The sequence below is a fragment of the Nitrosomonas nitrosa genome (assembly GCF_003051105.1).
GTDB classification, from domain to species: Bacteria; Pseudomonadota; Gammaproteobacteria; order Burkholderiales; family Nitrosomonadaceae; genus Nitrosomonas; species Nitrosomonas nitrosa.
Genome location: NZ_QAOO01000003.1, coordinates 126,914 through 140,711 on the forward strand (window position 1 = coordinate 126,914; position 13,798 = coordinate 140,711).

The window sequence follows — 13,798 nt, forward strand, 5'->3', positions numbered from 1 at the left end:
TCTGGTGAACTTCGAGCCATGATTGAAACCGGCAGAACCCAGGAATGTGAATATGCGACTTATTTCTAAACCCCTATCGCACATTGTTAAATCAACGTTGACCGGCGCGCTACTCACTCATTCAGCAATGGCGGCAGAACCTAAAGATCCTGAACAATATAAGCAAGAGCTGCTGACCATCGAGAGGCGTTTGGACGCCAAGCTGAAAGAACTGGATGAGAAGCTGAAGCGGTTGGAATATCTGGAACAGCGTGAGTCAGCCAGGATGACGGATGCTGCGCCGGTTGCGCCCGAAAATGCGGCACCGATCGCTACTACACCGGTAAAAGTTGAGAAGATCGCGCCGGTGCAAACCGCTGAAGAAAAAAAATCTGATAAAGCGGATGCTAAACCGAAGGAGGGGTTTGCCAACGTCAGTTACGGCAAAAACGGATTCGAATTCAGAACGGAAAATGACAAATTTTCGTTGGCTATCCAGAATCGAATACAGGCTCGCTATGCAATTCCATTCGACAGCGACCCTCGCTCGCTCAGCGATCTGGAGCGTGATGACAGTTCATTCATGATCCGCCGGGCGCGAACCCGGCTCAGAGGCCATGCGTACTGGCCATGGCTGCAGTTCTATTTGCAATATGACTGGTCTCAGCCTGTACTGCGCGACCTTACCCTGACCATCGATAAGTATAAGTGGGCAAAATTGTGGGTTGGCCGAGGCAAGGTTTTTTATAACGATGAACGGGTAACTTCTTCCGCTAATCAGCAATTTGTCAATCGTTCTATCGTCAACGATCTTTTTACCGTGGACCGGCAACAAGGTGTGCAAGTTTTCGGTAATCTATTTCCAGGTGCTTGGCATGATATTAGCTACTATGCCGGTGTCTTTACGGGGCTGGGGGTTGGCGAAAGCAGCAATGACGATGATCATATGATGTATTCGGGCAGGTTGCAATGGAACCCCTTGGGCGGGCAGATGCCATTTTCTCAATCGGATATCGAATATCATGAAGAACCAGCACTGAATTTCGCTGTTGCGGCTGCCACCAACCGAAGCCGATGCACGGTATTTGCAACCGATAGCAACAGTTGCCGTGATCTACCCGGCTTGGCAGCGGGTCAAGATGGCCAATACCGTATCAATCAAATGATGGAAGAAGTTCGTTTTAAGTGGCGGGGTTTTTCGATGCAGCATGAAATGCATTGGAAAGAAGTGGTAGATACCTTTAAAAGTCAAGGCGATCCAGCCAGAAAAACGAACATGATGGGCGGCCTGGTCCAAGCGGGCTATTTTCCACACTATCTATTTCCGCTCATTCCTAAAAATTTGGAGTTCGCCGGCCGATATGCTTTCGTCGATCCCAATACCGGCTTTAAAAACGATCGGCAGCAAGAGGCCAGTGGGGTGGTGACCTATTTCTTCAATGGGCATTTAAACAAAGTGAATTTCCAAGTCAGCCATTTAACGATCGGCAATCAATCGAATCAGCGCTACTGGCTGCAGTGGGATCTCACGTTTTGATAAAGCCGGCGGGAGAGGAGGCAATGCATAACCAGCCTTAACCCTATTTGTCATGCCATCGCGAACGAATTATTGTTTGATATGCCGGGCTCGTTAGTTGGGAACGGATTGGTATTTAGGCAGTAACTTGTCTCGTAGCCACTTATCGAGTTGCGCCGGCGGGGCGGGCCGGTGAAATAGATAGCCTTGATAGTAATCGCAACCATGCTGCTGCAAGAAACTCAACTGTTGCTCGGTCTCCACGCCTTCGGCCAACACTTCCAGCTTGAGGCCACGCGCCATGGCGATAATTGTGGCGGCAATTTCACGATCATTGGGGTCTTCGGCCAAATCACGCACAAAGCTCTGGTCGATTTTCAATTTGTCGATAGGAAAACGTTTCAGGTAAGCGAGCGAAGAGTAGCCCGTGCCAAAATCGTCAATCGCCAGACATACGCCGAGGTCTTTCAACGCTTTAAGTGTGGCAATAGACTGCTCTCCGCGTTCGATGAACATCGTCTCCGTTAATTCTAACTCCAAATATTCAGCGGGCAAGCCCGTGTCAGCAAGGACACGGCGCACCATGCTAACCATATTTTCCGACTGAAATTGACGTACCGAAAGATTGACGGCCATGACCAGGGGGGGTAAACCGGCATCCATCCAAGCACGCGCTTGATTACAGGCGGTACGCAGTATCCATTCGCCCAGTGGCACGATCAAGCCGGTTTCCTCAGTGATGGGAATGAATTTGGCGGGTGGAACCATCTCTCCATCCACCGGCTGCCAGCGTACCAACGCTTCTACCCCTGCGATCCGGTTGCTGCGTGCATCGATCAAAGGTTGATAATGAAGGATGAATTCATTGGCAATGAGCGCGTGGCGCAAGCGGGTTTCCAGTGCCAGCCGCTCGTTAGCGGCAATACTCAATGCTTTTGTATGAAAGCGATAAGTATTGCGGCCTTCTTGTTTGGCCAGATACATGGCCATGTCAGCATGTTGAATGAGCTCGGTGACACATTGAGCGTCATCCGGATAACTGCTGATGCCAATGCTGGCGCCAATAAAGATTTTATGGCCACTCGGCAAGGTGAAAGGCGTTGTGAGCTGGTCGATCAGCGCTTGCGCAACCGTAGCGGCTTGGCGAGTATCTTTTATTTCTTCCAGTATCAGTAAAAATTCGTCTCCACCCAGGCGTGCCAAGGTGTCTTCCTCACGCAACCGGCTCTTCAGGCGATTCGCCAGTAATGAAAGCAATTCGTCACCCACGGGGTGACCGAGACTATCGTTGACGTTTTTGAAGCGATCCAAATCCAGATAGAGCGTGGCAATGCGATAGTGGTTCCGGTCCGCACGCTCAATCGCGTGTTGTAAACGCGATTGTGCCAGCAGGCGATTAGGAAGACCGGTTAGCGGATCATAGTGGGCAAGGTGTTCGAGGCGCGCCTCAGATTGCTTGATCTGGCTGATGTCGGTAAACACGCCCACGTAGTTACGCGGTTTCCCGCTTTCGTCGTGCACGGTGCTGATGGTCAGCCACTGCGGATAGATTTCCCCATTTTTGCGGCGATTCCAGATTTCACCCCGCCAATAGCCTGCTTGAATCAGATTGTTCCACATCGACTGATAAAACGCTTGATCATGGCGGCCTGATTTGATGAGTTTTGGATTTCTGCCGATCACTTCCGATTTACGGTAACCGGTAATTTCCATGTAGGCGCGGTTAACAGCCACGATACGCGGTTCAAGATCAGTGATCACCACGCCATCGCGCGTCGATTCGAAGACTGTGGCAGCTTGCTTCAACGCATCGGCATTACGTACCTTCTGCACTGCCAGCGCAGTAATACGCGCAAATTCATCAACCAACTCAAGGTCGGCAGGCTCGGGTTCGTGCGGCATCGTGTAGTAGATGGTGAAAAGTCCCAGAACCTGTCCCATCTCATTTTTGAACGGGACTGACCAGCAGGCCTGTAGACCGGCTTTATGCGTGAGTGTTAGAAAAAAATCCCAATAAGGGTGGTCATCGAGATTGCTGACGATAACCGGCTCACCGCAACAGGCAGCTGTTCCGCAGGGGCATGTGTTGTCGGTAACTTCTAGCCCGGTGATGGCTGCATTATAGTCTTCAGGCAGGCTTGGCGCTGCACCATGGATCAAGCGCTTGGTATAGGGATCCAGTAATAAAATGGAAACGAGCATGTCCGTTTCGATGGTTTCCAGATGTCGTGCAATATCATCCAGGATCGCTGGCAAGGGATGGTTGGCAACAATCTGATCAAGCACGGACTGGCGTGCTTGACGGATGACCTCGGCGCGTTTGTGTTCGGTTACGTCGAGCCAGGCGCCTACGATTTCCAACGGTTTGCCTAGACTATCGCGAATCAGCCGCGCTTCATCCTTGATCCAGACAGCTTGACCCGCGCTATTGAGAAACCGGTATTCGTGCGACAACCGATCCTTGATGAACAGATCGGGTTGGCGGGACAATGCAGCTTCTCGATCGTCTGGATGCAAGTGCGAACACCACCAGTCTGGCTTCAAGACTTGACCGGAGGGGTAACCGAGCAGCTGTTCGATGTTGTCGCTGACCCAAACAGGGTGGGGTGTATTGTCTACGAGGCGAAGGTTATAGAGAATCGCCGGGCTGGCGGCTAACAAATGGGACAGGCGCAGATTGGCTTCTTTTAGATTGGCCCGCTCGTGCGCCAATTCCGCCTGATATTGAACTCTTTCAATGACAGCAGCAACTTCATAGAGATAACCTTCGTGTTTGGCTACATAGTCATCCACCCCGAGCCGTAATGCCTGGGCGGCCACCATTTCACTGCCTTGGCTCGTGATCAATACCACTGGAAGGTCCAGCTTGCGATCTTCGCGTAACAATTTGATAAATGCCAACCCATCCATGCCGGGTAAACGGTGTTCGATGAGCAGTACATCGAAATCGGGATCTTCGCCTGCGCTGCTCGGCAGGGATGCTAACGCATCCTGGGGGCTGCCTACGGTAGTCAAGCAAATGTGAGGAGCATATTGCGCGAGATGCTGGTGCATGGATTCGGCATCAGCAGCATTGGACTCGACCTGCAAGACTCGGATTGTCCGCTGGCTGTGGACCGCTTTATTGCGGAAGCGGCTGAGCGCGGTACGCAACGTACGAGGCAGCCATTCAAGATAATTATCCCGCTTGACCAGATAATCATCGGCACCCATTTTAAGCGCGGCAATGGCGGAATCCTGATCGCCGTAGCCGGTAAGAATCACAACAGCAATGGGGAGTTGCCGATCGCGCACGAGTGTTAATGCTTCCAAGCCTGTACCATCAGGAAGTGAAAGATCGGTTAAAAGCAGATCATAAGCATCGGGTTTAGTTAACAGTGCCAATCCTTGGGCCAGTGTCGTTGCAATTTCCAATACGATTTCAGGTGCCGATCGGGCCAGCATACGCCTGGTTAGATCGGCGTCACTGGAAGAATCTTCAATATAGAGCACACGCATGATCTTTACCTTGGCAGTTCATTGGTGATACACCAGTAGAGCTCGATTTGCTGGGCTACTTGCAAGAAATTGTCGAAATCGACAGGCTTGACGATGTAGGAATTCGCGCCTAGATCGTAGGCGGTATTGATGTCCCGATCTTCTTTTGAAGTCGTCAAGATAACGATCGGGATACGGCGCAATCCGTCGCGCGTTTTCAATGATCTCAAAACGGAGAGACCGTCGATGCGTGGCATGTTGAGGTCAAGCAGGATGACGGCCGGTTGTGTTTCTCCTGCTTCCCACAGCGGTATCCAAGCCAAGGCTTCTTCCCCATCACGCGCAACGTGCACAGGATTGACCAGGTTGCGGCGCTTGAAAGCGCGTAGCGTGAGATCGACATCGAGCGGATTGTCTTCGACAAGGAGAATGGGTGGATGCGACGTCATAATTATTATTGTGGATCTCTGTGAGTGATGTACACGGGTAGCTTCAGATAGAAGGTGGCGCCTTTCCCCGGCGCACTGTCGGCCCAAACTTGCCCACCCATGCGTTGCATGGCTTTCTTGACCAACGCTAGGCCAATACCGGTTCCAGGGTAGTCCTCCAGTCGGTGGAGACGCTCGAAAATTTCAAATATTTGATCATTGTATTTCATATCAAAACCGATGCCGTTATCGCGAATCCATGTTATGACGAAGCTAGCCTCCTTGCGAACGCCAAATTCGATGCGGGGTTGTGATGCGTACTTACTGAATTTGATTGCATTTCCCAGCAAGTTGCGCAGCACGAGCGCAAGGCCATCGGCGTCAGCCTGTACATAGGTAGACGGCAAATCTGCAACAATCTTAATCTCATGCGCCGAAATATCTTGTGTATACTCTGCGATCACTTCATTGACCAGGATAGATAGATCGAGTGGAGTAGGTTCCAGTTTGCACCGTTCCATCCGTGAATAAGCAAGCAAATCATCAATGAGCGCACTCATTTGAGTGACCCCGGCACGAATATTGGCGACAAACAAACGACCTTCCTCGTTCAGCCGCTCAGCGTAATCTTCCTCCAAGAAACGGCTATAGCCTTCAATGCCACGAAGGGGCCCCTTCAAATCATGTGAAACAGAATAGACGAAACTCTCCAGCGATTGATTGAGCGTATTGAGCTCGGCGGTTCGTTCAGCAACGCGTGCTTCCAAACTGGCATTGAGCTGGAGGAGCGCTTGTTCCGCTAGCTTCCGGTCGGTGATGTCTTGCACTGTGCCATGCAGTGCCAAAATTTGGCCATCGCGCTTGCGGATCGCATCACCGCGGGCGGTAATCCAGCGGTGGCTACCATCGGGTCTGACGACCTCTGCGTCACATTCATAGGCACCCCCTTCGGCCAAGCTTTTTTCGACGGCAGCAGCTAATTTTAGCCAGCTTTCTTCAGTAAAATACATCTGAACTTCCGGATAAATGGCTGGAGGGAGTGCTGGATTACGACCATAAATACGATAGATCTCCTCGGACCAGGTATGCGTGTGCGTATCTCTATCCCATTTCCAGTAACCTAGCTTGGCTAGCCGTTTCGCTTCTTTGAGATTTTCTTCCATTTCTTTGCATGTTTGGATATCCTCAACGACCAGCACGAAATAATCAACCAAGCTATCTGCCAGACGGATCCATGTCATAAACAAGCGAACCCAAATACCATGCCCATTGTTGCGAAGGTGGTATCTTTCTGTCGAGCGGGTTTGAATTTCACCCGCAAGCAGAGGGTGTAGGAACTCAGCGTAGCCGGTGGGATCGTTTGGATAAAAGATATCCTGAAAAGAGCGCATCCGTATTGCTTCATAGCCATCACCAATGATCTCACACAGCCGTGTGTTGGCTCGTATCCAGTGACCCTCTGCGGTAAGGAGGGCAAGACCGACTGCGGCTTGCTCGAAGATGGCAGCGAATGCTGAGATGCTTTCGCTCCTTTGCGCGCATGCAATCATCGGGTCGATGATGTGCTCAGCTTGGTGGATGATATAGCGCAGATGGCCTGACGGATCGAATACAGGCGTATTGCTTAGCTTCCAGTATTGGTATAGGGCACTTTCTCCGCTATCCCGCGACGGGATAATGTATTGCCTTATAGTGATGGTGTTTGCGCATTGATCTGTCAGCACGCGATTGAGCGAGGCACGTAGCACGTTGATGCTGTCGTCACTATCTTCTATTGAGCTGAGAGGAAAGATTTCGAACAAATTTTTGCCAATAATCAACTCACGCCGCAGCGAGGTAGCGGCGAGAAATGCGTCGTTTGCCATTTCAATGATGAAATGGTCATGAGCGCGTAGGATCAAGCAGAGATGAGAACTGGTCTCGAAAAATTGTTGTAGCGGCAGGATTGCGGGTGTGGATATCGGATCAGTGCGCTGATTTGTCATTGGTTTTGAAGGTAATAGCGTAACGATCACTACGAATGACCATTTCTTAAATGGACCTGAATGATACATTCGAGGCTATATCGGTTCTTTTGCAATTCACCACAGAACTTCTCCTTGATTGCAGAGGGCCCAATGTTTGGTGAACGATGCCACAAGTCTTTTATAATAATACGAATTATTATCTTCATGGTTTCCAATCAAATCTTTTTGTCCACAGTTTCTGTGGATAAGTTTGTGGGTAATTTGTAAATACCTGTGCTAAGGTAATTGGTTTACAACTAAATTTTCTGATTCGATCAAATATTGAGCAGATTTATTATCTTTAATAATCAGTTACTTAATATTCAGAGTGCGTCATTGTGCGGGCTTGGCAGCGATGTCGCTGACGCTAGCAGAAGTGTGGATTATTTTATAATGTCAAGCAGTTTCTAATATAAATGCATAACAGGGATGAGGGAATATTCCTTGCTAAGCAGGTTGTACTTTCTACGCGTGCCCAAATCGGTTTGCCAATGAAATGCCGAGAGATGTTGCTAAGCTTGGATCGCATAATCGATCTTTTTTAGAAAGATACCCATCGATCGGTATTGTAGAGATTACCGTTCGCGTAGGTTTCCGGAATGGGTTTGAAGCGATGGAATCGATACATTTCTAACATTAATCATGCTTAATATTCAGCACCTTACTTATTTGCAAAATGGTATTCCGCTGTTACAGGATGCGAACTTACAGGTCTTTGCAAACCAGAGAGTTGGTCTTGTCGGTCGGAATGGTTGTGGAAAATCAACCTTATTTCGTTTGATACGTGGAGAAATACAACCTGATCAGGGAGAAGTTACGCTGCAAGCCGGAAAAACCATTGCATTCGTCGAGCAAGAGATTGTCAACTCGCATCAGCCTGCGTTGACGTTTGTGTTGGATGGAGATAGTGAGCTGCGGCGATTGGAGGCCATTTTGGCGCGCGCTGTTCATGATGCCGAGTGGTTTGATGCCCAACAACGCTATGAAGCGATTGATGGGTATGGTGCGCAGGCACGTGCCGCACAGTTGCTGAATGGCTTGGGTTTCTCGAACGAGGCGTTGAACTATGCTGTCAAGCAATTTTCTGGCGGCTGGCGGATGCGCTTGAACCTGGCACGTGCCTTGATGCATCGTGCAGATTTATTGCTTCTCGACGAGCCAACCAATCACCTTGATTTGGAAGCCATAATCTGGTTGGAGCACTATTTGGCCCGTTATCCAGGTAGTTTGATCGTGGTGTCGCATGACCGTGAATTTTTGAATGCGTGTGTGAATCGTATCGCCTATATTCATCACCGTATCATCGACAGTTATAGCGGCAATTACGATGATTTCGAGCGTGCCCGTGCAGAACATAACGCACAACAGGCTCAAGCTTTTCAGCAGCAACAGAAGCATATTGCGCATATGGAAGATTTTGTGCGGCGTTTCAAGGCCAAAGCGTCCAAAGCCAAACAAGCTCAGAGCCGGATCAAGGCGCTTGAGCGATTGACGCGTATCGTGCCCATGCAGGTAGAAGAGGGACAGTATTGGCTTCAGATCGAGGCGCCCGAACGTGGCCCGGATGTACTGATAAAAACGCACGATATGGGCTTTGGCTATGATGGCCAGCCGTTGTTTGAGCATGTCAATCTCCATCTCCGGGCCGGTGCGCGAATCGCACTCATGGGGCCGAACGGCGCAGGCAAATCGACACTGATCAAACTCTTGTTAGCAGAACTGATGCCCCGTGCCGGTGAAGTGGAGATCGCGACGGATATTCGCATCGGTTATTTCGCGCAGCATCAGCTCGAGCGCCTGGATGGCGCGATGACGCCGCTGCAGCATCTTCAGTGTCTGGCGCCTAAGGAAACGACTTTGGCGCTCCGCACCTTTTTGGGTCGGTTTGGGCTGGCTGCCGAAAGCGAAAACCGGCCAGTAATGACTTTTTCAGGGGGGGAGAAGAGCCGCCTGGCGCTGGCTTTGCTGGCCTGGCAACGGCCGCATGTATTGCTTCTGGACGAACCGACCAATCACCTCGATCTGGATATGCGAGACGCGTTGACGCTGGCATTGGAAGAATACACTGGAAGCGTTGTTCTGGTATCCCATGATCGCAGCCTGATACGCGCAGTAGCCGATGAGTTGTGGCTGGTGGCAAATGGGCAGGTGCGTCAATTTGACGGCGATTTGGAAGATTATAAAAATTGGGTTGAGCGTCAGCGTACACGCCCCACCGATAAGCCCAAGCAGACGAATTCCACGCAAGCAAAAATGGCCAGGCCGAATAAGAAAGCGTTGCTCACTAAGCAAGCCAAGCTTGAAGTCGCATTAACTCAGGCACAAGCAGAGCTGGCGTTAATCAATCAGCAGCTCGCTGATCCGGCAACTTACACAAGCCGTGCACGCGAAGAAATCAATCGGCTCAATGATTGCCATGCTGAGCTGGAACGCAAAATTACGGCGCTGGAAGAGAGTTGGTTAGCACTGGAAGCTGCAATGGAAGAATAGGTTTAATAGTTGACCCGTACACGGTAATTCAGCGTGGCTTCACTTTCAGCCGGAACCGCAATTTGCCATTCAGCCATGCCTGCCGAGAGTTTGGTATGGGGTGAAGACTCGGATAGGACTGCCCAGTCCCCAGGGATAGGTTCTCGTACGTGTACGGTAATGGTTTCTTTTTTTGCGTTTCTGAGCGTGATTTGATATGCCGTTTCGTAGATGCTGGTATGGCGTAACGTACCGGCAATCTGCTGGAAATCGGTTTGAACTTTGTCCGCTGTCACGTCAAACGCATTACCTAATTTGAGCCGTACTTGCTCATTTCTCGGGGTGTGATCAATTTGATCTTCCCCGATGAATTGACTGTTTCCCTGGGTATCTTTTTTGTATACGCGAATAATGCCTTTGGGTAATGGTATGCCCAGACCCGCCCCCTTATTGAGAAAGCGAACCAATACGCTCGTTTTTAGTTTTTGGCCGATGGCAGTGTACATTCCGGTATAGTAGTAGTCACCACCTTGCAGCACATATTCCTTGCTGACAGCAATATTCGCAGCCGACATGAGCGCAACCTGCTTGGTTTGGTTGTCTGCAAGGGTGGTTGGCCGCTGGAGGGTGTAGAGATGGTATTCGAACAAAGATTCTTCTTTCATTTGTGCTGCATCGATAGCCTCGGCTGCCATGGCCATCGTTTTTCTAGTCAAGCGGCGCGCGGGTTGAACGCGGTGCACATCACCCGCGACCAGTTGTAATTCAGCTTGCGGATAAGTTACCCCACTTTGATTGGTCAGGGTGACAAGACCATTCAGATCGAGGTGGCTATCATCCTCGTTAAGAGCGGCTACATAATCAGCGTGCCAGGATAGTCCTTCCGTAAGATAGGAAAGCTCGAGGTTGTGTTTGCCTTGTGAAGGGCTGATCAGTGAAATGAGTAGAGTCGGTCTGTCACGCAGATTCTCCGGTACGCCAGGAAATACGATCCGACCAGGTGGGTTATTCTCGATACGGTCATCGAATTTAAGTATGACGCCTTCATTGACCGAGAGTATCGTCGCATTTTCTTTTGTTTCCTCACCCGTTGTGGGATGTGTGCGTACGACGGTGACTGCCTTGCCTACATGCTTTTCCAGCAGTTTTCTGGGTGTGAGTAGATCGAAATCAAAGTTCTGTTCCAGCAGATGAAAGCCAGTAGGAGCAGTCAGATTGCGCAATAACGCTGTTTCGGGGCGTATCTGCGCAGAAACTTCGCGCCAGGCAAGGTTGTTGCGCGCGCGGTCCAATATCAGTTGGCGTGTATCTTTGATCAGCGCCAGATTGTCGTTATAAATGGTAACGACTAGATGCTTCTGATCCTGCGCCGTGGTGACAAGCTCATCGCTGTTTGTCGTTGCATGACTAAACGGGATGGTTATCAGAGTGAATATCCCTAAACTCGCGTGCAACCATTTTTTTTGAACGCGCTTTTTTCCGGAAATGAAAGAGGGCGTGTTTTGCTGTCGTGCCGTTGTTAACCTGCTCATCGTCTGGATCGCAATTTTTATTGGGTGATAACGATTATTTCAACATGTCCGCCAACGACTGTCGAGCGTTATTGATTGCCCTCAATCCACTGAAAATCATTCGAAGGCTTTGTGTACGCTGGATAAGTAGTGATGTAAACGCGTTATGCCCGGTTCGGTGATCGCTCTGATTTGCGCGTCACAAGCTAAAATCTGCTGAATAAGCGCTACTTTCTCTTTTTGTGCCTCTTTGCTCAAGACCTGACGAATGGGGTGGGCGGTCAATGTATCTGTCAGCTGTTTGCATTGCTGCCCAAGCTTATTCACGGTATCCCACTCATTTTTTTCAACCGCTACCAGCATCTGGCGGGTGGTCGCCAAAATCGCCTTATAGGTCGCAAGGATTTGCGCTTCGTTCATATCGATGGTGAAGTAAATTGAACAATCAAAAAAGGTGAAAGATGAGCATCGCATGCAGGTAAGTTATCGCTTGTATTTAAGGGCGTCATTCTACGTGTGCAGTATGGGTGGTTAAAAGCTTAAAAAAAGCTAAAAATTAGCGTTCATTCGCCACATGATTCTTTAAGATCAAAAATCACCTCTTAACGAGCGATCAAGTTGGCCTTGTTACCGCTTCAGTGAATTGATGATTGTTGTTGAGGTAATCGGCAAAATGGAGAAAAGTTTAATGCGCATGTAATCGAGCCGCGGTACTATCGCCAATATATGTGGCAATAAAATGTAGGAATAGCATGGTGTTGCGGATTTATGGCTTGTTTTCTTAGCTAAAATGGACAGTCGGCAGAGAAATCTATTGAAAAAATACTTTAGCTTTGACGGATAGCTCTGTAATATGCATCATTCATTTTCCAGGTAAAGTGTTGAGAACGATGACGATCAAAACGCTCAAGATACTGTTGGTGGGATATACGACCGATCATGCTAGGCAGATTTGTACCATGCTAAAGCAAGGAGAATTGCACTTCCATTCGGAATTTATCAATGATGTCAGTGCTCTACCTAAGGCCTTGGTGGAATGCTCGTGGGATATCATCTTGTGCGATGATGTCACGCCTGACTTGGGCGCCATACAAGTCCTGTCTTATCTCGCCAAGCATCATCTCACCATTCCTGTGATTATCGTGTCGAGTAGGGAGAGTGACGAAACATTGGCGGAACGGTATATGAAGGCCGGAGCGCAGGATTTTATCCTGATGGCGCGTATGGCAAGATTGGTGCCAGCGATCCAGCGCAGCCTGAAGCAAATGGAAACAGTTCAGCATATTCGCGAGACACAACTTGCGCTGCAGAAAAGTGAAGCGCGTTTCCGAGCGATCGCTTCTAATCTGCCCGGCCTCGTGTTTCAATTTCTATTGAATCATGACGGAACCAGAAGCTTCCCCTATGTGAGTGAAGGTTCTGTGATGTTGCTGGGGATTTTACCGACCGCATTGATTGCACAGCCTGAATTATTCACCGATTTGATATTGCCTGAAGATAGAGTGGCTTATGAGGAACTTATGTTCGCATCAGCTAAACATTTTTCAACTTGGAATTGGGAAGGACGCATACAAGTCAAGAGTGATCCCGATATCAAATGGGTCGGTTTACGTGCAACGCCACGGCGATCACTCAACGGTGCGGTATTGTGGGATGGTATCGTCATGAACATTACCCGCAATAAACTGGCGGAAATCGAAATCGCGCGCTCCCATGCGCAGCTGGCGGAGTTGTCTTCTTATCTGCAGAAGGTCAAGGAACATGAACGTGCCAGAATAGCACGCGAAATTCACGACGATATCGGTGGAACGCTGACAGCGATCAAGTGTGAGCTGCTGCCCTGTATGGATACGAAACCAAGAAAACCTGATTTCTATCGTCAAAAAGCGGTTTCGATCGAAGAATTGGTCGATTACGTCATTGATAGTACCCGTCGAATTTCTATGGATTTACGACCGGGTGTGCTGGATTTTGGCATCGTGGCGGCCATCGAATGGCAAGCCAAAGAGTTCAGCAAACGCACGGATATTGCTTGTCAGTTTTCTTGTGAACAGGACGATATACCGCTGGATGCTGACTTGGCCATTGCGATCTTCCGTATTTTCCAGGAAATACTGACCAATATCTCCAAACATGCGAGCGCATCGAGAGTCGATGTCAGATTGTCCGAATACGATAACTGGGTTCATCTCGAAGCATCCGATAATGGAAGGGGAATCACCGACGCAGATATGAAGAAAACGGGCTCCTTTGGCATCCGTGGTATGCGTGAACGTTGCCAGCAATTAGGGGGTGATCTGCGTGTTTATGGTGTGCCAGGTCAAGAAACACGTGTCGTGGTTCAAATTCCGGTCGCTGGTAAAGTGCAATCATCCAAGAAAATAGCCGGGAGTTCCCCAGTTTGGCAGTAAG

The 13,798-nt window shown here is 49.5% G+C and carries 8 protein-coding genes; 3 read left to right on the top strand and 5 right to left on the bottom strand.

Features of this window, described 5'->3' with window-relative positions:
* Positions 1 to 52: 52 nt before the first annotated feature.
* Positions 53 to 1,516: a porin gene (locus C8R30_RS02390; protein ID WP_090667095.1), complete on the top strand. Its 1,464-nt coding sequence runs from the start codon at positions 53 to 55 to the stop codon at positions 1,514 to 1,516.
* Between the two features lie 93 nt (positions 1,517 to 1,609).
* On the opposite strand, the gene C8R30_RS02395 is transcribed toward C8R30_RS02390, so the two are convergent.
* From C8R30_RS02395 to C8R30_RS02405, 3 genes are read right to left on the bottom strand one after another with little or no spacing between them, the layout of a single operon-like run.
* Entirely contained in the window at positions 1,610 to 4,993 is a 3,384-nt protein-coding gene (locus tag C8R30_RS02395; protein WP_107789456.1) for an EAL domain-containing protein, read from the bottom strand.
* A 5-nt stretch (positions 4,994 to 4,998) separates the two neighbouring features.
* On the bottom strand, positions 4,999 to 5,421 hold the full coding sequence (locus C8R30_RS02400) for a response regulator (RefSeq protein ID WP_090667089.1): 423 nt from the start codon (positions 5,419 to 5,421) through the stop codon (positions 4,999 to 5,001).
* A 5-nt stretch (positions 5,422 to 5,426) separates the two neighbouring features.
* Entirely contained in the window at positions 5,427 to 7,385 is a 1,959-nt protein-coding gene (locus C8R30_RS02405; protein ID WP_181258687.1) for a PAS domain-containing sensor histidine kinase, read from the bottom strand.
* Positions 7,386 to 8,048: 663 nt separating this feature from the next.
* Between C8R30_RS02405 and C8R30_RS02410 the strand changes: the two genes are divergently transcribed.
* On the top strand, positions 8,049 to 9,896 hold the full coding sequence (locus tag C8R30_RS02410; protein ID WP_107789458.1) for an ABC-F family ATP-binding cassette domain-containing protein: 1,848 nt from the start codon (positions 8,049 to 8,051) through the stop codon (positions 9,894 to 9,896).
* Positions 9,897 to 9,898: 2 nt separating this feature from the next.
* Here the strand turns inward: C8R30_RS02410 and C8R30_RS02415 are convergent, their stop codons facing one another.
* A complete protein-coding gene (locus C8R30_RS02415) occupies positions 9,899 to 11,407 on the bottom strand; it encodes a DUF4139 domain-containing protein (protein ID WP_107789459.1) in 1,509 nt (502 codons plus the stop codon).
* A 96-nt stretch (positions 11,408 to 11,503) separates the two neighbouring features.
* On the bottom strand, positions 11,504 to 11,806 hold the full coding sequence (locus tag C8R30_RS02420) for a flagellar protein FliT (RefSeq protein ID WP_181258688.1): 303 nt from the start codon (positions 11,804 to 11,806) through the stop codon (positions 11,504 to 11,506).
* Positions 11,807 to 12,276: 470 nt separating this feature from the next.
* On the opposite strand from C8R30_RS02420, the gene C8R30_RS02425 reads away from it, so the two are divergent.
* A complete protein-coding gene (locus C8R30_RS02425) occupies positions 12,277 to 13,797 on the top strand; it encodes a hybrid sensor histidine kinase/response regulator (RefSeq protein WP_090667076.1) in 1,521 nt (506 codons plus the stop codon).
* Position 13,798 lies beyond the last annotated feature (1 nt).